Origin of the sequence: Methanolapillus millepedarum, assembly GCF_032594115.1 — an archaeon.
GTDB classification, from domain to species: domain Archaea; phylum Halobacteriota; class Methanosarcinia; order Methanosarcinales; family Methanosarcinaceae; genus Methanolapillus; species Methanolapillus millepedarum.
Genome location: NZ_CP131060.1, coordinates 1,318,749 through 1,340,741 on the forward strand (window position 1 = coordinate 1,318,749; position 21,993 = coordinate 1,340,741).

At 39.8% G+C, this 21,993-nt stretch carries 21 protein-coding genes; 5 read left to right on the forward strand and 16 right to left on the reverse strand.

Going from position 1 to position 21,993, the window contains the following annotated elements; genetic code table 11:
• Positions 1–7: 7 nt before the first annotated feature.
• The gene (mtaA, locus tag MsAc7_RS06140) at positions 8–1,027 is read left to right on the forward strand and encodes a methylcobamide:CoM methyltransferase MtaA (RefSeq protein WP_338102043.1); all 1,020 of its coding nucleotides are present in this window, start codon (positions 8–10) and stop codon (positions 1,025–1,027) included.
• A gap of 258 nt (positions 1,028–1,285) precedes the next feature.
• On the opposite strand, the gene pylB is transcribed toward mtaA, so the two are convergent.
• From pylB to MsAc7_RS06155, 3 genes are all read right to left on the reverse strand, one after another.
• A complete protein-coding gene (gene pylB, locus MsAc7_RS06145; protein ID WP_338102044.1) occupies positions 1,286–2,398 on the reverse strand; it encodes a methylornithine synthase PylB in 1,113 nt (370 codons plus the stop codon).
• Positions 2,399–2,467: 69 nt separating this feature from the next.
• Positions 2,468–3,868, reverse strand: coding sequence for a pyrrolysine--tRNA(Pyl) ligase (pylS, locus tag MsAc7_RS06150; RefSeq protein WP_338102045.1), 1,401 nt, complete (start codon positions 3,866–3,868; stop codon positions 2,468–2,470).
• 255 nt (positions 3,869–4,123) lie between these two features.
• Positions 4,124–5,068: a hypothetical protein gene (locus MsAc7_RS06155; protein WP_338102046.1), complete on the reverse strand. Its 945-nt coding sequence runs from the start codon at positions 5,066–5,068 to the stop codon at positions 4,124–4,126.
• A 557-nt stretch (positions 5,069–5,625) separates the two neighbouring features.
• Between MsAc7_RS06155 and MsAc7_RS06160 the strand changes: the two genes are divergently transcribed.
• Positions 5,626–5,919, forward strand: coding sequence for a YgaP family membrane protein (locus tag MsAc7_RS06160; RefSeq protein WP_338102047.1), 294 nt, complete (start codon positions 5,626–5,628; stop codon positions 5,917–5,919).
• 146 nt (positions 5,920–6,065) lie between these two features.
• Here MsAc7_RS06160 and MsAc7_RS06165 read toward each other — a convergent pair whose 3' ends face one another.
• The 8 genes from MsAc7_RS06165 to MsAc7_RS06200 all read right to left on the reverse strand — a co-directional run bounded on the left by MsAc7_RS06165 (position 6,066) and on the right by MsAc7_RS06200 (position 13,194).
• A complete protein-coding gene (locus MsAc7_RS06165) occupies positions 6,066–7,121 on the reverse strand; it encodes an EF-Tu/IF-2/RF-3 family GTPase (protein ID WP_338103477.1) in 1,056 nt (351 codons plus the stop codon).
• 160 nt (positions 7,122–7,281) lie between these two features.
• Positions 7,282–7,833, reverse strand: coding sequence for a GNAT family N-acetyltransferase (locus MsAc7_RS06170; RefSeq protein ID WP_338102048.1), 552 nt, complete (start codon positions 7,831–7,833; stop codon positions 7,282–7,284).
• Positions 7,834–7,855: 22 nt separating this feature from the next.
• Positions 7,856–8,419, reverse strand: a complete 564-nt coding sequence (locus tag MsAc7_RS06175) for a hypothetical protein (RefSeq protein ID WP_338102049.1) — start codon at positions 8,417–8,419, stop codon at positions 7,856–7,858.
• A gap of 262 nt (positions 8,420–8,681) precedes the next feature.
• Positions 8,682–9,149, reverse strand: a complete 468-nt coding sequence (locus MsAc7_RS06180) for a gamma carbonic anhydrase family protein (RefSeq protein ID WP_338102050.1) — start codon at positions 9,147–9,149, stop codon at positions 8,682–8,684.
• A 28-nt stretch (positions 9,150–9,177) separates the two neighbouring features.
• Positions 9,178–10,749: a TraB/GumN family protein gene (locus MsAc7_RS06185; RefSeq protein ID WP_338102051.1), complete on the reverse strand. Its 1,572-nt coding sequence runs from the start codon at positions 10,747–10,749 to the stop codon at positions 9,178–9,180.
• A 770-nt stretch (positions 10,750–11,519) separates the two neighbouring features.
• A complete protein-coding gene (locus MsAc7_RS06190; RefSeq protein WP_338102052.1) occupies positions 11,520–11,969 on the reverse strand; it encodes a HEPN domain-containing protein in 450 nt (149 codons plus the stop codon).
• Positions 11,935–12,375 carry a hypothetical protein gene (locus MsAc7_RS06195; RefSeq protein WP_338102053.1) on the reverse strand — a complete coding sequence of 147 codons (441 nt, stop codon included), beginning with the start codon at positions 12,373–12,375 and terminating at the stop codon, positions 11,935–11,937. Before MsAc7_RS06195 ends, MsAc7_RS06190 begins: the two co-directional genes overlap by 35 nt.
• Positions 12,376–12,687: 312 nt before the next feature.
• Complete coding sequence (locus tag MsAc7_RS06200; protein ID WP_338102054.1) at positions 12,688–13,194, reverse strand: PUA domain-containing protein; 507 nt, start codon at positions 13,192–13,194, stop codon at positions 12,688–12,690.
• Positions 13,195–13,261: 67 nt separating this feature from the next.
• Here MsAc7_RS06200 and MsAc7_RS06205 point away from each other — a divergent pair, with 67 nt between their 5' ends.
• Together MsAc7_RS06205 and mutL are read left to right on the forward strand one after the other, a co-directional pair.
• On the forward strand, positions 13,262–13,816 hold the full coding sequence (locus MsAc7_RS06205) for a hypothetical protein (protein WP_338102055.1): 555 nt from the start codon (positions 13,262–13,264) through the stop codon (positions 13,814–13,816).
• 143 nt (positions 13,817–13,959) lie between these two features.
• Complete coding sequence (mutL, locus tag MsAc7_RS06210) at positions 13,960–16,056, forward strand: DNA mismatch repair endonuclease MutL (protein WP_338102056.1); 2,097 nt, start codon at positions 13,960–13,962, stop codon at positions 16,054–16,056.
• A gap of 156 nt (positions 16,057–16,212) precedes the next feature.
• On the opposite strand, the gene MsAc7_RS08970 is transcribed toward mutL, so the two are convergent.
• A complete protein-coding gene (locus MsAc7_RS08970; RefSeq protein WP_420847469.1) occupies positions 16,213–16,770 on the reverse strand; it encodes a PIN domain-containing protein in 558 nt (185 codons plus the stop codon).
• Between the two features lie 38 nt (positions 16,771–16,808).
• The gene (locus tag MsAc7_RS06215; RefSeq protein WP_338102057.1) at positions 16,809–17,156 is read right to left on the reverse strand and encodes an STAS-like domain-containing protein; all 348 of its coding nucleotides are present in this window, start codon (positions 17,154–17,156) and stop codon (positions 16,809–16,811) included.
• Positions 17,157–17,440: 284 nt separating this feature from the next.
• Here MsAc7_RS06215 and MsAc7_RS06220 point away from each other — a divergent pair, with 284 nt between their 5' ends.
• Positions 17,441–18,226, forward strand: coding sequence for a coenzyme F420-0:L-glutamate ligase (locus MsAc7_RS06220; RefSeq protein WP_338102058.1), 786 nt, complete (start codon positions 17,441–17,443; stop codon positions 18,224–18,226).
• Between the two features lie 468 nt (positions 18,227–18,694).
• Here MsAc7_RS06220 and pylD read toward each other — a convergent pair whose 3' ends face one another.
• The 3 genes from pylD to MsAc7_RS06235 form a co-directional block, all read right to left on the reverse strand.
• The gene (pylD, locus tag MsAc7_RS06225) at positions 18,695–19,510 is read right to left on the reverse strand and encodes a 3-methylornithyl-N6-L-lysine dehydrogenase PylD (RefSeq protein ID WP_338102059.1); all 816 of its coding nucleotides are present in this window, start codon (positions 19,508–19,510) and stop codon (positions 18,695–18,697) included.
• A 107-nt stretch (positions 19,511–19,617) separates the two neighbouring features.
• The gene (gene pylC / locus MsAc7_RS06230) at positions 19,618–20,829 is read right to left on the reverse strand and encodes a 3-methylornithine--L-lysine ligase PylC (RefSeq protein WP_338102060.1); all 1,212 of its coding nucleotides are present in this window, start codon (positions 20,827–20,829) and stop codon (positions 19,618–19,620) included.
• A 60-nt stretch (positions 20,830–20,889) separates the two neighbouring features.
• Positions 20,890–21,723 carry a PAS domain-containing protein gene (locus MsAc7_RS06235; RefSeq protein WP_338102061.1) on the reverse strand — a complete coding sequence of 278 codons (834 nt, stop codon included), beginning with the start codon at positions 21,721–21,723 and terminating at the stop codon, positions 20,890–20,892.
• Between the last annotated feature and the right edge of the window lie 270 nt (positions 21,724–21,993).

Here is a 21,993-nt window from a genome sequence, read left to right on the forward strand (position 1 = left end):
AAAAAATATGACAACGCTTAAAGAAAACTTATTAAAAGCATTAAACGGCGAAGCTGTCGCAAAAACCCCGGTTGTCTCGGTAACCCAAACCGGGATTGTCGAATTAATGGACGCTGTGAACGCACCGTGGCCGGAATCACAATCTGACGCCAAAAAAATGGCGGATTTGGCGATTGCCGCCCACGAACTTGGCGGACTTGAAGCCGTCAGAGTGCCGTATTGTTTGACCGTTCTTGCGGAAGCGATGGGCTGCGAAATCAACATGGGAACCAAAAACAGACAGCCGTCTGTCACCGCTCACCCGTATGAAAAGCCGGAAATGTTGGACAGCATGACCAAACCGGATTTAAAATCTGTCAAAAGAATTCCGGCCGTTATTGAAGCCATCAAGATCATCCGCGCAAAAGTCGGACCGGATGTCCCGATCATCGGCGGCATGGAAGGACCGATTACGCTTGCATCTGACCTCTGCAGCGTGAAATCGTTCATGAAATGGTCCATTAAAAAACCGGACGATCTCAAAAAAATTATTGATTTCGCCAACATTGCCGCGATCGAATACGCCAACTTAATGGTGGACGCCGGCGCCGACATCATTTGTATCGCCGACCCGGTTTCATCGCCCGACTTAATGAGCCCGCAAGACTTCCATGACAAACTCATGGGCGCCATCACCGAATTTGCCGACAAAGTCAAAGCGCCGGTGGTTCTCCACGTTTGCGGCAATGTGACCGCCATCTTAAACGACATGGCCGACTGCCACTGCAAAGGACTGAGCGTTGAAGAAAAAGTCGAAGACGTCAAAGGCGCTGTTGAACTCACCAAAGGACGCGCCGTTATCGTCGGAAACGTTTCCAGCCCGTTCGTTCTCTTAAGCGGCGACGAAGCCAAAGTGACCGAAGCCGTCAACCACGCGCTTGACGCCGGCGTCGCTGTTCTCGCGCCGGGATGCGGTATCGCGCCGATGACGCCACTCGCCAACATCAAAACAATGGTGGCCGCCAGAGACAAATATTTCCAAAAATAAGCAAAAAAAATAATCGTTTGAAAACAGCCGGCAGCAAATCTTGTTGCCGGCTTTTTTTATCGAAAAATGAAAATAGAGCGCATCTTGCTTTGAACTGTTTTTTAAAAATGACGGCAATAACGCGCGCGAACGCCGCTCATCTCCGCCGTTTTCCAGTTCATTCGACGATTTCAGATTTGGTCATCTGATTCAGTTTCACTTTATTTTGAATGGATTTTCCTTCAAATCAAAAACAAAATTAAAAATGAAAGTAAAAAATTAATTCTTCAGATTCCGTTTCAAATACTTTTCAAAATCCGCTTGCGTTCCCGGCTGCATCCCCATTGTTTTCAATCGCTCAATCACACTTTTCGCGTCGCGCTTTCGGGCCGACAGCGGAATGTCGCGGTCAAAATTGACAACGCCTTCCAGTGTGGAATCAGCGGAAATGATGGATGTCACCACGTTGGCGCCGGCGTTAAGCCGGTCTACCATGCCGTCAATGCCGGCCACATCCAAGGACGCCGGAATCAATTTGTCCGGGAACAAGAATCGGAGAACGGAAATGATTTTAATTTCCATCAAATACGGTGCCTGGATTGTTTTTTCAAGCGGCGTTCCGGGCTGCGGCTCAAAGGTCATGACTCTGACTTGGTCGGCATCAACCTTTTGCATTTCCCGAAGCGACAAAAGCGCCGATTCAACATCGTCAACGACAAAATTTGGGGTGTTCAGAACTGATTTTGAAAACCCGGTTAAAATGCCGTCTTCAACACACATGCCGGCGGCTTTCGCCGCGGTTCTTGCTTGAATGCGTCCTTCAAAAGATTGGCCGATGCGGAGTTTTTCATACAAATTCCGCTGATAAGTTTCCTGATAAAGCGCAAAAAAATCGGCACCGGCGGCGGCCAGTTTTTGAACAAAATCGTCATCAACGACTCCCGGGGAAATCATAACCGGAAGACCGGCTGTTTCTTTCGCGATTTTAACGAATTCAATCAAATTTTCCGGGTGGTCGTGAAAGTGCGGATCTTCGCCCATCGTCAAATCAATCATGTGAACACCTTCGTTTTTGAGCTGCCGGCACATGTCCCGAAGCTCGTCCGGCGTTAAACGGTAGCGGTCGATTTTATTGGCGGCCCGGTAATAACAAAAAGCGCATTTGTTTTTGCAATGAGTGGAAAAATAGACGAAACTGTAAAGATAAACGTTGCTTGAGAAAAAGTGATTGCGAACGGCTCTGGCGGCCGAAAACATTTTTTGAAGGCTTTTCTCATCGGTTGTTGAAAGCATGTTTCGAATCGTTTCATCTGAAATTGGTTTTTTGGAAATGATGTCGGACACAAACTTTGAAATGTCCGCATCATTCATGTTTTTGAAAAAATCTGTCAAATCGGACCCCCCAAGAAAGATTTGAAAATTTGAAATTGAAAACAGCTGTTTGTTGCCGGTTTTTCAATTTTATAATTTGGTGTAAATGCCGTTGTAATAAAATTCTGAACGGCTTCCACGCTTGATATTTTTAAATTTGTGGCGTGCTTTTAAAAGGCGTTCGAGTCCAAAGCCGGCACCGATCCAGGGTTTGCTGACGCCCCAATCAATGTCCATCGGAACCGGACCGACAACCGCTGACGACAATTCCATGTCGCCGTGCATCACGTCCACCGTCGCGCCGTAAACCATGCATTCGTCGCCTTCGATTCGGTAATCAATTCCGAGATAGGTCAAAAACTCATCCAAAAGTTTGACCAGATTTTCGCGTGTGGAACCCTCTCCCATCTGACAGAAATTAACCATCGTAAATTCTTCCAAATGACTGCTGCCATCGGATTCTTTGCGGTAGCAAGGACCGATTTCAAAAATCTTGACCGGATCCGGCAAAATCTTATCAAACCGGGCCAAATAATTATAAAGAACAGGCGCCAGCATCGGACGCAGGCACATGTTGTCATCCGTCCGGAAAATTTGCTTAGATAATTCCTCATCTCTGTCAATGCCCATCCGGATAATGTATTCTTCCGGAATCAGAATGGAGGATTTGATTTCGGTAAAACCTTTGGAAATCAAAAACGCGGAAATGTCACGCTCCAACTTCGCCAGCATGTGTTCGCGGCTGTTTTCATACATGTCGCAAAGCTCTTGCTTGCGGCGGGCCACCAGAACAGATTCGAGTTTCGCAAAGTCCATGTCCGTCTTTTCCAAATCAAATTCATCATCGGAAACCAACAAAGATTCGAGACGGCTGAGCTGAGACGGCGAAAACGATTTTTTGGACGGTTTGGATTCGGAGTTAGATTCCATATTTTGATTTCCTGATGCGTTTACCGCTGCATTTTGATTGAGTGCGGACTTTGCGGTCTGATTTGAAATTTGAACAGCCGGCTGTACTGCTGATGGGACTGTTACTGATTGCGCTGCTGTTGACGGTACTGTTGCTGACGGTACTGCTGACGGTACTGCTGACGGTACTGTTGCTGACTGTACTGCTGCGGATTGAGTGAACGCCGGCGGAACCGGAACCGGTCTTGCCGTATCTTTTTTGCCGACTTTTTTCGGCGCGGATGTTTTCGCGGCCGGTTCGACAAAAGTGATATTTTCATGGAAATTTTTGGACACGAAACGTTGGATTCGCTCTTCCGACAGCCTGCATTTTTTACAAACTTTTTTGTATTTGGAATTTCGAAGAGAACGCGCCGACGCGCTGTTTCTGGAATTTCGGGCCGTGATGACTTCGCCGCAATCCGTCGTGATGCGAATATTCATTCGAGAGACGTCATATTTGGACACGCCATGCAAAACATCTTTTCGGGAAAGCCAAACGCCATTGAGTTTGACAAGTCTTTCAAGATTCGGGCGGTCCATAATATCATCCTGTTATTGTTTTTGTTTGATAAAATTTGATGTAAAAAAAATAAAATTAAAACGGAGACCCCGGGAATCTAACCCGGCTAAACGGATCTAGAGTCCATTCGATCTACCTGACCAGATCTCCACTGCCGATTTTTACAATTTTTTCTTGTTCCAATGGAAAGTTTGGTAGTATAAGTTACTTTTTTAATTAATACTTTCCCACCAAAAACCGCGGCAAAGCCGCAACAATCATAATCCAATTGCCGGTTAATATAAAAATCGAGACATGTACGATTCCGCAAGGACAGCCAAGCACGTTTTGTTCAAATCGTCTTCAAAAGAGCCGTTTTTTTGCTGAGCCGAATAAAGCCACGGGATGGAAGCAACACAGGCCGGATTGTCGATTCGGGACAACGCCATCAAAACCAAGCAACTGGTTGCGATGTGGTTCCAATGCCCATCCTTTCGCTCTAAAATCAGCCAATTGGCTTTCCGATCAATAAACGTCGAAATTTCCAAATCTTCTTCCTCGGAAAAAGAATGAAGATCCTGCTGTTTTTGAAGCGCCGTCAAAATAAGCGCTGTCGTTCCCGGAAATTTCCACTCCGGATTATCTTTACACAAATCCAACGACATTCTTTTTTCAAAGATACCGGCGTCCGCGATCGCGGCAAGCGCGTAAACCCAATCATAAATGTCAGACGACCAATCATTTTTTGTCAAAAGAAGAAAATCCGTTGCCGGTTTCAGACTTTTTTGAAGGCTTGCCATCAAACCGACTGCATCAAAATCTGCATAATGCTCTTGATATTTCGGATGAGAAATGATCCGGTCCAAATGCTTCCAAACGGCAGACATTGAAGAAACCGCACGCGCCGTATCTTTGATATCGCCAAACGACCCGTCCGGCTGTTGCTTCTTGAGAAGCGCCGCCGCCGCCGGAAAAAAAACAGATGGCCGATTCCAAAAAACATAAACCAAAATCAAATTCGACAGTTCTTTGACGGAAAAATCAAAATTTTCCGGCCTTTTTGTTCTTTTGTTATCGATTTGAGCGGAAATCCACGACAATCCTTTTCCAATGGAAACAAACGCCTGTTCCGAAATTTCAACGACTTCCGCGTCAAAATACCCGGAAACGTCATGGTCCGGACTGTCTGCGAAATTGAATTGTTCAAAATCAAAAAAGTCGATGTCCGGTTTTTGAGTCATGATTTTTCACATGGACAAATGAAAACGGAGTATAAAAAAGTTCGTTGAAAAACAAACGGCAAAAGCAGGTTAATAATAGATAAAATAGATAAAAAGTCGAGTTTCCACAGGTGGAAACTCGTGTGTGTGTGTTTATATGGTTTGTGGTTTATAGAATGTGTGGTTTTAGACTTTTTGAACTTGAACATCTTTCAAAATAATCCAAAAGCAAGTTTTAGAAAGAAAACTCCTCTATAAATACCTATTGTTATTTTTGAGGATACCGATGTATAAAATTGTGAAAATCGGTGTAGAAAAACGACCCTTTTTTGAATTTTAACGTTGTAATATGTAAACGCTATTACTTTGTATTTTTTATTTTTGGTTATAATGTTATAAAGATATTGTAACCAAATATAATATCTTAAAAATCCGATTTTGGAATGGATTGTATTTTTATAGTTGAAATTACGTTGTATATTCAGAATTATATATTTATAATTCAATTTTGAATTAAAAGCAACTGCAAACAATTCAGAATAATTTAAAAATAATAAACCGGAAAACAGAGGCATAACATGTTTTGGATGATTGCGGAACACCTTTTAGGAGTCGGCGGACTTCGGACGTTAGATAAAAAATCGCCCTTTAAATTTGAAAGAAATATCGGAAAAGAAGACCGGCTCAGAAGAGCGATTATCGGCTCAATCTCATTGATCGCTTTGATTTTTGTCCGGAAAGGATTCCTTCTTCGGTATGTTCTTGGTCTTGCGGCTTTGGCCGGACTGGTGACCGCTTACACAAAATTTTCACCGGTTTACGCGCTCATTGGCGAAAACACCGCTAAAAAAGGAAAGAAGAAAAACAAATGATTTGTTTTTCCAACCTTTTCTATTTTTAACATCTGTTGCTTTTTTTGTTTTTGGCGCCGGCCGGCACGCGCGTTATAGCATCCGTTTTTTATAAGTCGTCAAAAACAACCGTTCTGTTTTTACAAATTTTCAAAGATTGAGCCGTTTTAAACCGGTTTTCCGACCGCTGTAAACCGCTGATTGTCTTCAAGTCCGGCAAACAAGAATTGATCATCTTTGTTGTAAGCGATTTTTTTGGAACTGAGAAGTTTCAAAATACACGATTCACCGGGGCCAACTTTTTCCTTTTCAGCGCCGCCGACAATTATTTTTTTGACACGAACCGGTTCGGACTGAAGTCCGACAAACATGTGAACAACATCTTCAAGCTCAATGCCGCCTTTTGCGAATTTGGAAAGCGTGCAATTGATTTCAAATTCTGTCGCCACGATTTCATCGTTGGACAACAAATAACCGCGGTCAAGTTCACGTTCTAAAAGGCCTTTTAGCGCAAGACCGACGCGAGCGCCGGTTGCCGCCGATTTGACATCAATGTCATGCGTCTGAATGGAGCGGATATCTACTTTCTTATCAACCGGCCAAAGCCCGATTTTATCGTGCGTGTGAATCGTTCCTTGAAGGACTTTCCCGAGAACAACGATTCCGATTCCGGTGACGTTGAAGAAATGGTCGATAACAACGCGTGGCGGAAGGTTGTCTTTTGTTTTTTGTTCCGGTTCAATGATGTCGGCCAAGTCATGAATTTTATTTTTAAGCTCTTCAAGACCTTCAAACGCGTTGGGTGCGTCTTTGTTGGTGTTTATGACTTGGATGTCCCATTTTTCAAGAACGGTTCCGACAATCATTTTTCGAAGTTTTTGCGAAAACGCGTCAATTTCCATCGGGTAACTGGTATCCGATTTGGTAATGACGATCACGCCATGTTTCATACCGAGAAGGTCAAGCGCGATGATACATTCGCCGGTATGCGGCGTCATGCCGTTTGGCGTCACGCAAAGGAGCGCCATGTCCGCCAAATTGAGAGCGGCCATAATGGATTTAATGGATTTTGGATAAGATTTCGCGTCAACATAAACATATTTTCGTTCGTGACGGTCATCGTCAAAAAGCGTGATGTCCGAATCCGTTCCTTTTTTTCCGAGTTTGGACGCCAAAGACGTTCGTCCGGTTTTCTCATCCCCGATAATCGCGATATTGGTCATAATTTTCAATCCTTATACCTGATTTAAAATGTCATTTGATTTGAATTTTGATTGAAGCAAACTGAATAATTTCATAAATTTGTTGATTTAATCGGTTTTCAGATATATGAGTTTTATTAATTTTATGAGGGAATGATTTTTAAGAACCGATTTCTTCTATTTATTTCATCGATTTTCTCATAATAATCCCGGTTCCCGATTTCGGATCCGAGCTGATTTTCGGAAAAAACCCGTCGATTTGTCCGATTTCGGCAAATCCTTCCTTTTGATACATCCCATGTGCGTTTTTCCAATCGCTGTTGACGATTAAAATAGAGCTGACGATATCATATTCCGATCTGAGCGATTCCAAAAGTGCTAAAAAAAGTTTTTTGCCGATTTTTTCACCGCGGACATTCGGATAAACCGCAACGGAAGAAATGTAAATTTCATTTCCCATAGGTTTGTGCGTGTCACTAATGGAGTGATTGATACTGAAATGAAAATACGGAATTTCATCGGAATAATCCCAAAGTTCGGAAGAAATGTAACCGACAACCCGGCCGCCTGTTTCCGCCACCAAAAATCCGTTCGCAAAAATAGAAATCCGGTCTTCAAAAACATCTCTTGACTCCATAATTTTCGAATGAAACGAATATTTTTCAATATCCATGATGGCATCAATATCGCTTGGAACGGCTTTACGGATTAAAACGGTCGGGCTGTTTTCCATACGAATGAGTCGGATTTTTAATTTATAAAGATTTCTTCCGGAAGAGAAAAACACAAAGAACTGCAAAAACCACACCGGTTACCAAAAACTCAAACCCCGGAATTTGTTGTTCATTTTCACTTTCAATATTGGTACTGTTTCCATAAACCGCAATCGGAATATTACGTATGCCGTTTTCTTCTCCGGCAACTGTTATCATTTGAATGATATTATCCAGTTCCTGATTCGTCAGTTTAGATTCGCCGGACAAAACGATGGAAATGTAATCATAATTAACAAAAAACATGTCGATCAGACCGCCATTTTCGGACAAATACTTTTCAAATTCGGAATCGGATTGCAAACCGGATACAATTTTTTCCAAATCTTCATTCCAGCTTTGAGCATCGGCCCCTTCCGATTTTCGCGGAACCTCACCGGATGTTTTTAAAACACCATCGGCTTTTTCCAGATTTTTGAATGCGGAGCGGTCAGTTTCCGGATAAAGGCGCGGAAGTGGATCGTCTGGTTGAGAAATCGATATGTTTTCATACTCGGATTCATTCAAACTGACTTCTTCCGCAACCGAAGCGGGAACTAAAGACAAAAAAAGCAAAAAAACAAAACACGATGTCAAAAACCAATTCAATCGTTTGAAATTCATTATTATGGCTTCCGGTTTTGAGTGGTCCAGCGAAAAAAAATATGAAATGAAAAAATGATAATGCTGCAAAATAAAACATAAAATAAAACATAAAATAAAACATAAAATAAAACATAAAATAAAACATAAAATAAAATCATGACCAATAAGCTTGATTTTTCATCTGATTTTGTCTTTGACTTTATTTCTGATTTTATTTTTGATTTTATCTCTGGTTTTCCAGCGTTTTAGATAAATCAACGTACCAAGCCGCATTTTTAATGGTTTCCTCAACTTCCTGATCCGTGACTTGCCGAATCACTTTTCCGGGAACGCCCAGCACCAAACTTCTTGGCGGAATGATTTTGCCGGCCGGTACCAAGGCGTTTGCGCCGACAATGCTGCCTTCTCCGATAACAGCTTTGTCCAAAACGGTGGAATTCATGCCGATGAGAACGTTGTCTTCAATGATGCAGCCGTGGACCACTGCGCAGTGCCCGATCGTCACGTTTTTGCCGATGATGACCGGGGTGTCAAAAGCGCTGTGAAGAACGCAATTGTCTTGGATGTTGCTGTTTTCACCGATTTTCATCTTGGCGGCATCCGCCCGAATGACCGCACCATACCAAACGCTTGTGTTTTCTTCAAACTCAACGTCGCCGACAACCGTCGCATTCTTCGCAATTCTAAGCATATTCTGTCTCCCTTATTTGTTATTCCAATCAAAATAAACCGGCGATGATATCTTTAATAATTCCAACGATATCGATTCCTGAAATTTGTAAAACAACATATGTTCCGATGAACGTTCCGATAATGCTTCCGACATTGGCGAGCGCAGCGACGAGAATGACTTTGAAAAACGGATTGCTGTTCATTTCTTTGAACGTTTCAGCGTTCATCATCTTTTTTAAATCGTTTGTTGTCGGCTTTCTGATTGCCGCTTCTGTAATGCCTGCAAACCAACCGGCCGCAACGAGCGGGTTTAGAGATGTGAACCAAGCCAAAAGGAATGCAACTGCTGCGGATTTGAGCTTTCCGCCGGCCAAAAGGACTCCGAGACCGCTGAGAGTGCCGTTAATCAAAAACCAGCTGGCAAAGGCAATGATAAGGGTTTCCGGCGTCATTTCGGGATAGGTGATGATGCTGTAAATAATGTACAAAAATGCCAGAAGCACCAATCCGATAAAGGTATAGCTGATGATTTTAAGCAGACCGAATCTTTTTTTGGGAATAGTAACCAACGTGGACAATTCCGGAATTTTGGCGGGATTTTGAAGATAATTGATCACGCCTTGGCGGTGTCCGGCACCGATGACGACAACGATTTTTTTGCCGGGGCCGGCAGCTTTAATGGTCCGAACAATGCTTCCGGCCAAATAAGCATCTCTTTCGTCAATCAAAACAGAAGCGGCTGTCGGTGAAAACTTTCTGAATTCTTCAATCAAAGCGGAAACGACATCTTGGTCAGTCATCGAATCCATGCTGAACTCAACCATATCCTCTTTGCCGCCGATTCCAAGGTAGCCGGTGACCAACGCATAAACCATTTTTACTTTTTCCCAAAAGCTCATTTTCGCAATGAACCGCTTGAACGTCACTTGGATATCGCGGTCGATGAGCGCCAAATCCGCGCCGATTTCCTGTGCGCCATCAATGGCCGCAAACATTTCCGTTCCCGGCGGAACGCCCAGTTCTTCACCCATTTTCTTTTGGATATAAGACAAAAGACCATAAAGCAAATAGTAAAAAGTCTGACCGGGAGACAGAATATCCCGAAAAGAGATTTCCTTATTTTGTTCCGGCTCCATAATGCTTTTGTAACGATTGGCGCAAAGTTCAACGGCAACGATATCGGGTTTTTCACGCTCAATCGTTTCTTTAACTTCCTTGACACTTTTTTCGGAAACGTGTGCTGTTCCAATGATAATAATTTTCGTCGGCTCAACTGCTTTTTGAGTTGAAAGCGGGATTCCGGATAGATCGGAAGATTCCGAATCCTCCGGATATTCCGACAAAACCTCATCGGAAACAACCGGAACTAAAACATCCGAAATTTCCAACGACGAATTCGGTTCCAATCCAGGTTCAGACTCCGGTTTGGAATGATCTGAATTCGTTGCGAAGTGAGCCGGGTCAATTGAGGTTGTTATGTTCGTCGAAGAAACAGAAAACTGATTGGGTGATGTTTCGGACGATGAAACGGTTATAATGTTTTCACTCTTCTCAACAATGCTTTCGGGAGAATCCTCGGGTTGATTGAAAGAAGAAGATTTTTCAGATTCGTTTTTCATAATAATGTCACAAACGTCATAATGGATCATTCATTTGATTGGCGATACGCCGATTAATTTGATTATATAAATTGTATTAATTAATTGATTTTTATCTTAGATGTTCCTTCTAATATTTAAATCAAGTATTTTATTCTGATAATGTTTAAATCAAATATTTTATCTGATAATATTTAAATCAAGCATTTTATCTGACAATATTTAAACCAAGTATTTTATTCTAATTTATTAAGTTGCCGAAATTTCAATCCATTGGAAGATCTTAACTTCCAATTTCAGATATTTTCTGAGATTATATTTTTGCTCCTCATTTTAATAATTTACCTTAACTTCAAAATCAATTGACATATCTTTATTTTAAATTTTTATTTTTTATAATTTTGATTTGATTTATAACCCCTTCATTTCGTCTGGAAAGTATATAAAGAGACCAACCCCTATGATTTCCTCTGAAAAGATTCAGAATTGAAAAATCAAACACAGAAAAAGAAAAAATGAAAATAAATTTTATTTTTTAATGAAAATTCAATGTTGTTGTGTTATGGAATTTTTTGTATTTATAGTTTTTTAAAAATTTTATGAAAAATGAAAATATTTTTAAAGAAAGCGTTAAAAAATTGATAATTTTATGTAAAATCAGAAAAAATAAATGTCGATCACCATTAAAAAATAAATGATTGGCAAATTAAAGTCATTTTTGCCGCCGGATTTTTTTGGTTGGATTTTTTAAATCTTTCCAGACGAAATTGCAGGGTGGGGTTTCCAAATTATCAAAAGTCTTTTATGACCTTCTTGAGTTCTACAATGATTTCTTCAGCTTCTTGAATTGTTTTTTTGGCTTCACTTTTGAGATTGATCATGACTTTTTTTTCGTAATCGCATCTCTTTCGAAGCTGCTTCATCCTTTCAAGGCTTTTTCCAATTTTTTGATGTGTATCTGATTCTGATTTTCCATATTCTTTGACCAGATTTAGATGTGAATTTTTTCCTTTTGGTACCTGATAGTTGAAATATTTGATAGCATAACTTTCCGCGTAGAGAAATGCGGCATAGTAAGCCCGATTGATTGCAGAGCGGTAAGCAGCTTCCGAAAAAGAGCAATCCTTCTGGTTTCCCTTTTGATTTAACCATTTTGAAATATCTATAAAATCTTCCGGAAAAGCCATATTTCTTCCTTCTCGTTGTTTATATCTTGTCTCTAACTTTATCGTCAGCTGCAATGTAGTTCATTAAGAAAACATGTTCTGAGGCTATTCCAAACTTTTTTCGGGTAGATTGACTGATTTTAAAAAAATCATGATCCATATCAGGATTGCTTGTCTCGATCGGAACCAAGACAATAATACATTCATCTTCCCAATCATATTCAATTTCTATTTTGAATACCAAAGAAGAAGCATAATTTTTTTCTAAAATGGTTGTTGTAAACAGCAAAGCTTCTGCAACCTGTGGTTGTCTTAAAAAACGTTCTTTAATCTCATCCATATCTTTTAAGTCATAAAGCTCCGCTTCTTTAAGTTTGGTTAAGGCTGTTTCAATTTTTGAAGTACGACGATGATATTTTATTTTTCCAAAAACATTTGGCATCTTAATGATGTTTGAAAATTTAGAAATGTAATTTCCCATAAATATCTCCTGTTTTAGCTAATTAAATTTACAAAAAAAAGAAATGTTTGTACAGTATATATGACTTTCGAAAAAAATAAAAACACAAAAAATATATGTTCGGAAATAAAAACAGAATCGGTGAACATAATTATTAAGAATAAGCAGGTTAAAAATATTCAATAAAAAGATGAGAAGAGATGAGAAAATATAAGAAAAGATGAAGAAAAGATGAAGAAAAGTAAGAAAAGATGAAGAAAAGTAAGAAAAGAGAACGGAATGAAAAAAATAAAAAGTGAAAAATAAGGGAGAAAAGACCTGTATTAGAAAATTTCACTCTTCCGGATTGTCTTCTTTTTCAATTCCGTTCCTGACAAAAACACCGACGCCGTAATTACCGGCTAAAATTTCATCCGGTGAAAGCGCCAGCTGTCCGGTTGCAAGCAGCCGGTCATTTTTGTCGGTAACCAATATTTCTTCTTTGGCGCGCACGTCCGGATCAATGGAAATAATATGTTTTGCAAAAGCGGTTTTTCCTTTGGAAACAAAAGGCACAGCATCTTCACAGATGATTGCGCGAAGCCTTGGTGCTTTCAGATGTGTGTGAATTCTCTCGGCGCCTTTCATGCTGAGCGTAAAAAATCCGTCTTTGGCTCGGATTGTTGCAATCCGTTCGCCGTCAGCCGTTCGAACTTGGCGAATTCTCTTTGTTTTAGATAACAAAAAAGTGACATTGTCATCGAAAAGAGCAATTCCGGCACCTTTTCCGAATTGATAATCCGCCATCATGCGGACGCGCCGAAGTCTCATGTTTGGGTTTGTGGAAGTTGTTGCGTTCATGAGATTTAGAAAGCGCCCATACATTTAAATTCATTTCGCAAATAAAATCATCTCTATGACGGATGTAATGATTCTTTGGAATCAATCGGTTTTTCTCGAAAATTTGTTCAAGGAATACAAAATCAGCTGCCGAACAGCAATGCCGGATTCTCTCAACACGCCGCATATCGGAACAGCCAAGATGGTTCTCATTCCGGCCGGATTTTTGTCCGAATATGCCGATTCTGATTTCAAATCATCGCTGTTCAAGGAAAAAACCGTCAAAAAACTGTTGGCTTTCGTCGAAAACGGTGGAAAACTCTTGATTTTTTCACCCCTCAAAGATTCGGATTTTTCATGGCTCAATTGCGGCTTTCCAATTTTTTACAGGAAAGAAGATATTACCGTATCCAAGAAAACACAACTTGTCAATCAAGATGAGTTCTTCTGTGATGGATTTTTTGAAATACCGGGCAATTTGACAAAATTTCCTTTATCCGTCATTGAAACGGACAACTCGAATCGACCCGTTCATATTTCAATCTCTTTTGGAAAAGGAGAAATTATATTGTCATCCATTCACGAATTTTTATCAAAGGAATATTTTGAGTCAGTTCTGGCCCATCCGGAAGTAAAAATATAAATCAAATCAAGTCAAATTCATTCAATTCTATTATCAGATTCAATCATCTAAATTTCACATTCAGATTAGGTTCAATTGTTCAATTCAAATTAAGTTCAATTCCAATCCATTTTAAATTGATTAAAATCAAAGCGGGAACACATATGAATCCGAAAAAATCGCCAACTGATTCCGATTCCATCATTCACGTTTTGGATAAGGACACCATCAACAAAATCGCAGCCGGAGAAGTCATTGAAAAACCGGCATCTGTCGTCAAAGAATTGGTTGACAATGCGATTGACGCCGGCGCCAAAAACATTTATGTTGAGTTAAAAGACAGCGGCAAGAAGATGATTCTGGTCCGGGACGACGGAAAAGGAATGTCCCGAAACGACGCGATTTTGTCCTACACGAAACACGCCACAAGCAAACTGAAAGACGCCTCCGATTTGGAAAACATATTAACGCTCGGATTCCGCGGCGAAGCTCTTTCGTCCATCAGCGCCGTTTCCAAATTTGAACTCATCACCAAAAGAAAAACAGATGCGGTCGGAACCCGCATCAATCTGGAAGAAGGACACGATCCGGAAATTTCAGACATTGGCGCCCCGGTCGGAACAACCGTTTGCGCAACCGATCTTTTTTACAACACACCGGCACGGCTTAAATATCTCAAAAGCGACACAACAGAATTGTCACATGTCGTTTCCATCGTCGGAGATTTGATTTTGGCGAACGCCGGCATCTCCATAACATTGGTCAATAACAACCGGACCGTTCTCAAAAGCGCTTCCGCCGATTTGTTCAACTCCATTGTTAACATTTTGGGTCACGACGTTGCCCGAGCGATGATTCCGCTTCAGCCGGATCCAAAATCCGAAGATGAAGCCGACATTCAAATTTCAGGCTTCATGTCAAAGCCGGAATACACACGTTCGGCAGCGGACAATATGTATTTTATTGTCAATGACCGCCCGATTTCATCCAAAGAATTGATTAAAGCCGTTCGGTTGGGTTATTACACAAAAATCCCGAACAACCGTTATCCGGCCGTTGTTATTTGTATCACAGTCGATCCGAAAACCGTCGACATCAACGTTCATCCGCGAAAAATTGAAGTGCGTTTCCAAAATGAAAAAGCTCTTTTGAAATTGGTCTCGGAAACGGTTGAAAGAACATTGAAAGCCTTTGAGTTGGCGCCGCAAATCAAAGCGGAAAATACGAAAAAAGTCATTGAAAAATCGTTTTCGGATTTCGGCCAAAAACCCGAATTAAAACCCGGATCATCTTCTTTGCCGCCGACGGCGACCGCCAAAACAGAAAAAACAGCGTCGCCACCTTTCGCAAAAGAAGCGGAAAAAACAAAATCCGAATCCGTTTCAATTTCTGTTCCAAAAGATTTGGCACTAAATCCGGTATCGGATCCGGCGTCCGACTCAGCCCTTTATGTTAAGGAATCCGTTTCCGAATATGTTATTTCTAAAAACGCGCCGGAAACCAAATCTGAAAAACCATATGTTGCGCCTGCCAAAGATACGGAAAAAAGGCTCAAAGCAACGGAACGGCTTTTGATGAAAAACGCTGAAAAAGAAATGCAAAAGACCGGATCAGCAGCCGGTCCGCTTCCCTCAAAATCAACATCCGGTTTTGACACAAAAAGCAAAAAGTCCCCGTCTGAAATTGATTTGCTTGAAAACATTCGGATTGTCGGTCAGATTTCCAATCTTTACATCTTGGCCGAAAAGGATGGCGGTCTTTTGATGATTGATCAACATGCCGCTCATGAACGTATTTTTTATGATTTGTTCAAAATTATGGACAACAAATCCGTCCAGGAATTGATTTCGCCGGCCGTCATTCATTTGTCGCTCAAAGAGAAAGTTCTGATGGAAGAATACATTCCGTTGCTTGAAGAGGTCGGTTTCGGCATTTCCGAATTCGGCGACAACTCTTATGCCATCAGTTTTGTGCCGCTTATTTTCGGCCGGATGGAAGATATGTCTGTCGTTTCCGAACTCATTTCAGACATTTTGTCGTTTGGCAAAATCAAGGATGAATCCGGCGCCCGGGAAAATATTATCAAAAGAATGGCTTGCCGCGCGGCGATTAAAGCCGGCGCCGGCTGCACGATGGCGCAAATGGAAAGTTTAATCGCTCAACTTAAAATGACGGAAAATCCGTATTCATGCCCGCATGGAAGACCGACGATTCTGGCTTTTTCAAAGAAAGAAATCGAAAAAATGTTTGAGCGGACTTGAAATATGAAAGTATGAAAGTAATGAAAAGGATATGAAAAGCAAAAGGATATGAAAAACAGAGAAGATATGAAGAACAAATAGTGAAAAGTAGGGAGCAATCTAAAAAGACAAATGATGAAAAAACCGAAGCAATGTAGATTTGAAGCCAATGTAATTTTATGAATTGCATGACTTTGTATTATTTTTCCTGAACAGTTCTTCCAAATTCATTTTTTGATCGAAATATTTTCCGTTTTCAGTGAATATTTTGATATTTTTATTTTTGAAATCAATATCGTTCGTCCACAAGCAAAAATCATATCTTTGACAGACATTGATAATATGAAAATCATTAAAATCAATCGTGTTGAATTGATTTTCGCCGATTTTCAAACTCAAATCTTTTGAATCATATTCAAAATTGACAAGATTGACTTTGGACAAGATTTGACAAACCTTTTGACAAACATCGTCAATGGAAGATGAAAAGTCCTTTGTTTCCCGATACTTTTTGTAAGAAAACCGGGTTAGATTAACGTTGTTTTCCAGACAATAATCTTTCCATGATTTTTTCAATATTCGATTGAACAGCTCGGAAATGACGGTGAAATCCGTATACAAATTTGTTTTATTTTTTAAAAAATTATGATAATCTTTCTCACAGATCTCCGAAAAATAATTGTTTTGGGAAAAGTAAACGGAAAGAAAAACGTTGGTATCAACAAAAATATTCATGGTGAAATTTCTGTTGATTTCTTCCGATTTGAAAACTTTCAATAAAACTCCTCCCAAAATTGGTTCATAATCTCTTCATATTCTTTGGGATATCGGTAACAAAGTTCGGCATCCCGAAGTGCGGAACAGATCAACTTTCGGTTACCATCAGAAATATCAACAAATTCGATCAGATCGTTGATGTTTTTTCCGTTAAAATCTTCCGGAAATTTCCATACAATCCCGTTGAGGAAATTGCCGGTAACAATTTCAAAATCCTTAAAAGAAACAATGGCCTTTCCATTTTTTTCAATCTCCCGTTTAATTTCAGCATATACTTTTTTTCCATCCGTTGACATAACACCCATGCCATCGTTGACGATTTGACGAACATTTAGCTTGTTCATATTGTTTCCTCCGTTTGATGATTGCGGAATGCATTCGCAAAAAGAATTGAAAACAACAATCTATAAAAAATTGACGAAAATATTAAAAAGTAAAACTATATATCTTGGAAATTTAAAATGACGCATAGAAAAGCAGTCTATCCATTAAAAACAAATCGGCGTCAGTCTATCGTTATCTTCATTCTTTGCTCAAGGTGGGGTAACTCTCATCATTCGCCGTTTGTCCTTATATGGATGGCCTTATTTATGATTACTGCCTGTAAGGAGCAAAAGGAGATCTTACTTTGGAATTGACGTTTAAAGCGGTTGACAACATTCCTCTGATTCAAAAAGGAGACGATTTGGCAGATTTGATTTTTAAAGAAGCTGACCTTTATGATAATGATATTGTGGTCATAGCGTCTACCATTGTTTCAAAGTCTCTCGGACTTACTTTTTATTTGTCGGACATTGTTCCGGGAAAAGAAGCCAAACGGATTGCCCGCCTCAATCAAAAAGAGCCGGAATTTGTTCAAGCGGTTTTGGACGAAAGTTTGGAAGTTTTTGTCGAAACACCGTTTATGCTGGTCCGAAACAAAAATCGTCATATTTGCATTAACGCCGGTATCGACGGGTCCAATGTTGGCGGAGGCCGGCTTTTAAAACTTCCGAACAATCCGGACGGTTGCGCAACTGCTATCGGTGAAAAACTCGAAAAACTGACCGGTAAAAAAATCAGTGTCATCATCACCGATACAAACGGGCGGGCTTTCAAAGAAGGGCAAACCAACGTTGCCATTGGTCTTTACAAAATTAAAGCACTTCGAACTTGGATCGGCGAAAAAGATTTGTTCGGCTATGTTTTGGAAATTTCGGAAGAAGCGGTCGTTGATGAAATTGCGGGAGCCGCCAATCTGATTATGGGCGAAGGGGCAAACGGTTATCCGGTTGTTATTGTTCGGGGACTGGATCTTTATACACCGGAAAAAACAAGCATCATGGAATTTTATCGGAAAAAAGAAGACGATGTCATTGTCAAAGGACTTTTAGAAATTAAGAAACAAGATAATCGGAAAAAAATAAAAAAATAAAAATAAAAAAACAAAAATAAAAAAAACAAAAAAACAAAAATAAAAAAATATTTTATTAAAATCCTCACATTTTTAATTTTAAACTTTTCTCGCTTTTTCATCACTTTTTAAAGATATCATGATAATTTCATCATTATTTCATCTTTCATTTATTAAATAAAAATTATATTACAAAAACTATATATATTTTTAATGCCTTTGAAAAAATAACAATTATTTTAAAAGTAATATTTTAGAAATAATTGTCAATAAAAACAATAAAGACCTCCATTAAGACATAGTCAGACCCCGAATAAAATTAAAATCGAAAATAACGAATGATTAAAAACGTTGAATCAATATCGGCGGTGTCGTTCCCGCCGATAATCTGTTTTTCGTTTCATTTTTTTCTTGTTGGAGAGTCCTTTTTTAAAAATCAAAATATTTTAAATAAAAAATCATTCAAAACCAAATATTGGTGTGTTTTGATTATTTCTCATCAAAAACCGCATAGAGCATACTTAATGTTCCGATTCCAAGCGGTTCTTGAACAATTTTGACGCCGTATTTTTCCTGAAGCGCTTTTGAAAGCCCGCATGGAATCCCCGGTGTCGATAAAACTGAATTGTTTTTCAAGCAACTTTCCGGAACGGTATTGGCTGCCGGGGTCGCTTCAAAAATTTTATCAAATTGACTGTTGGAATTTGGATCGTATGGTTTCACTTTTCCGGAAGAGCAGTCGGCATGATCCGCGACCACTTCATTTAACCGATTGGAATCCGCATCAAAAACGGAAACAGAATATCCTTCAATCAAAAAAGTTTCAAGGGCGGGTGTTCCGACTTTTCCAAGGCCGATGACCAAAACTTCTTTTTTCGACATTAAGTTTGAGATTTTGGTGCGGCATAAAATTTCGGCGTACACACGGCCCGTACAAATTTGATTGTGCGCGATTTTTTGATTTCTCAAATTATAGGCGATAAAGGCCAAATCGTCGGCCATCAAAATAATATCGGCGCCGCCGGTCACCGCTTCATAAAAACCGGCAACATCCGTATTTTTTGTAATGAACCCGTTCATTCCGAAGTGTTTGACTGTAAAAAGCAGAGATTCGGAAAAGCGGCCGATAATTCCGCAGCCGGCTGTCACCGGGATAATCGCGATTTTTTCATTTTTCTTTTCTGTTTTGTAAACGTCGGCGCATAACCGGTCCAGAGAAAAGCCGGTCAATTCGCGAACCAAGTTGTCGTTTTCGACCAAAGCATCGGTCATGTTTTGTAAGTCGTCGGGAGTTAAAAGTGCCATAAATTTGTCCTTTGAGTTGAATTAAAATTGAGATGGGGTGTTTATTTGAAATGTCTTTTCACTTTAAGTTTCATTTTTGTTTTTGGCTTTCATTTTCATTTCAAATGTTATGACTCGCAAGGGGCGTTTTTTTCGAGGACCATTAATTGAGCCGCCTGATGGTATTTTTCAGCTTCTTCTTGAGATTTGCTGTGGCTGATGATTGTGTAAGCTTTGTATTTTTGGTCGGCAAATTCATAAATTTCGATGTTTTCGCTCACGAATACCGGTGTTAACTTCTTTCCTTTGGACACCAAATGTTCGCCGCCGGATGTTAATTTTCCGTAAAGAGGCGCGGTTTTTGTTTCTTCGTAGAGGAAGTGTTCCAAAATACCATAATGATTTTTGTATTTTTCATTCGTCGCCCGCTTCAAGCTGTCGGCATCGAACGGTTTTTCAAAGGCGTCAATCAACAGGGAAATCAAGTTCACGCCGGATGAGAAGTAAACGCAAATCGGCGTCTGACTCGGGAAACGCGCGTCAATTTCCAAAACTTTAAAACCCTTTTTGCTTTCAATCGCCTCGACATCCATGATTCCTTTCAACGAAAGACCGCTTGCCAAATCCAATGTGATTTTTCGAAGATCCGGATTTTTCGGGAGCGGTGTTACTTGATTGCAATCGTACACATCATCCAAATGAATATACGTTTCTTTAACCACTTCATAGTGTTTTCCGTCACCGATAACTTCAAGAGACCAAACGGGACCTTCCACATATTCCTCAATCAAGTAATCGGCCGGAACGGATTCCAATTCTTTTTCGGTTTTCACGATTCGGGCGTTTGAACTTCCGCTTTCATTTGGCGGTTTGACAAAAAATGGCGGTTCTGTCGGCCGGTCGGTTGGCGTCGGAACGTTCACGGAACGGAAATATTTTTTGGATTTATTTTTGTCGCAACTGATGCGGTAAGCGTCAAAATCAAAAAGAAGGGCACAACGAGGATTGATTTCGTGTTGAACCGATTCCAAAAAATCAATCGTTTCCTGGTTTTCGTTGACCGGAAGCATAAAATCCGATTTTTCGGAAATTTCAATGAACGCCTTTTTGTCTTTCGTCACGTCAAAACAATGGAATTCGTCGGCGAATTCACGGGCCAAAGCGTCTTTGTTTTTGTCGATTAAAATCACGTAAAGACCGGCTTTTTGAGATAAATAAGCGGCTTCGACGCCTTGAAGTTTTCCGCCGATTAAACAAATACGTTTGCCGGATTTTTGAAAGTCCGGACGAAAAACAGTCATCTGTTCTTGAGGTTTTACTGATTTATCGGATAAACACATAGTAATGCCCATATCATTTTTTACATTTTAGTTTTATGACGCGTTTTTAGTCTGTTTTATTTAAGTGTGTTTTTTAAGGAAATTTTTAATTTCTTCCGAACTTTCCCATCCGGAATCCAGTTCAGAAATAACGTCTTCGATCCGGTCGCATTCCGCTGAAATTTGTCCGGCGACGTTTTTATCGGCAACTTGCTCGGTCAAAAGAACAATGGACGTCAAAGGGTTTCGTATATTGTCCACAATAGTTGCGAATTGCTCAATGTTGCTTTCGATTTGCATGTATGATTTTCGCCGGGCTTCTTCCGCGATTTTTTCGTTGGTAATGTCAATCGCCATCAAAACACAACCAATACCGGCACCCAGATTGTCTTTTGCCGGGTTTACAGTCACGTACCAATACCTTCCGTTTTCTGTTCTGATTTCAATGGATCGTTTTTCTCCAAAGCGAAGCGCTTCTTCAATGACTTCTTGCGGGAAAAAATCATATTGAAGGTCGTTCATTTTTTTGCCGATAAGGTTTTTTGCCAAAATATTAAGTTCTTTGTAAAAAGCCGGGTTCCCCCATTGGATTTCTTTATTTTTGTCAAAATAAACCAAAATTTCCGGAATGGCGTTAAGTGTCGTATTTCTTTGAACATCTTGTTCCTGAATGATTTCCTTCGCTTTTAAAATCCGGGAAGTGACGTGCGCCAGCAAAATACCGAAAACAAGACACAACAAAAGGACGGATACGCTAAAGAAAATGTTTTCGTTTGTGGTCAGAGGCGAAAACAGGAAATCCAAAATCGTAATCGGTGGATCAGAGTCCGCAACCAATCGTGAAAAAGATTCCGCCAGCAAAAATAAAAATCCGATCAAGACGGATAAAATAATGACTTTATATTGTAGTTTCATGGGAATCACGATTTTGTTTTTAATTGTTTTTGGTTTGTTTTTTTAAATTATTCAATTCTTATTTTTATTTAAATTGTTAATTTTTAAATTTTTATTCAAATTACTAATTTTTTAAATTATTATTTTTGTTAATTTTAAATTTTTATTTAAATTATTATTTAATTGTTAATTTTTAAACCTTTATTTAAATTACTAATTTTTTGAACTCTTATTTTTCATAATTTTATGATAACTTTGTTCATTAACTTTACTCTTCTGCCATTTTGCCTT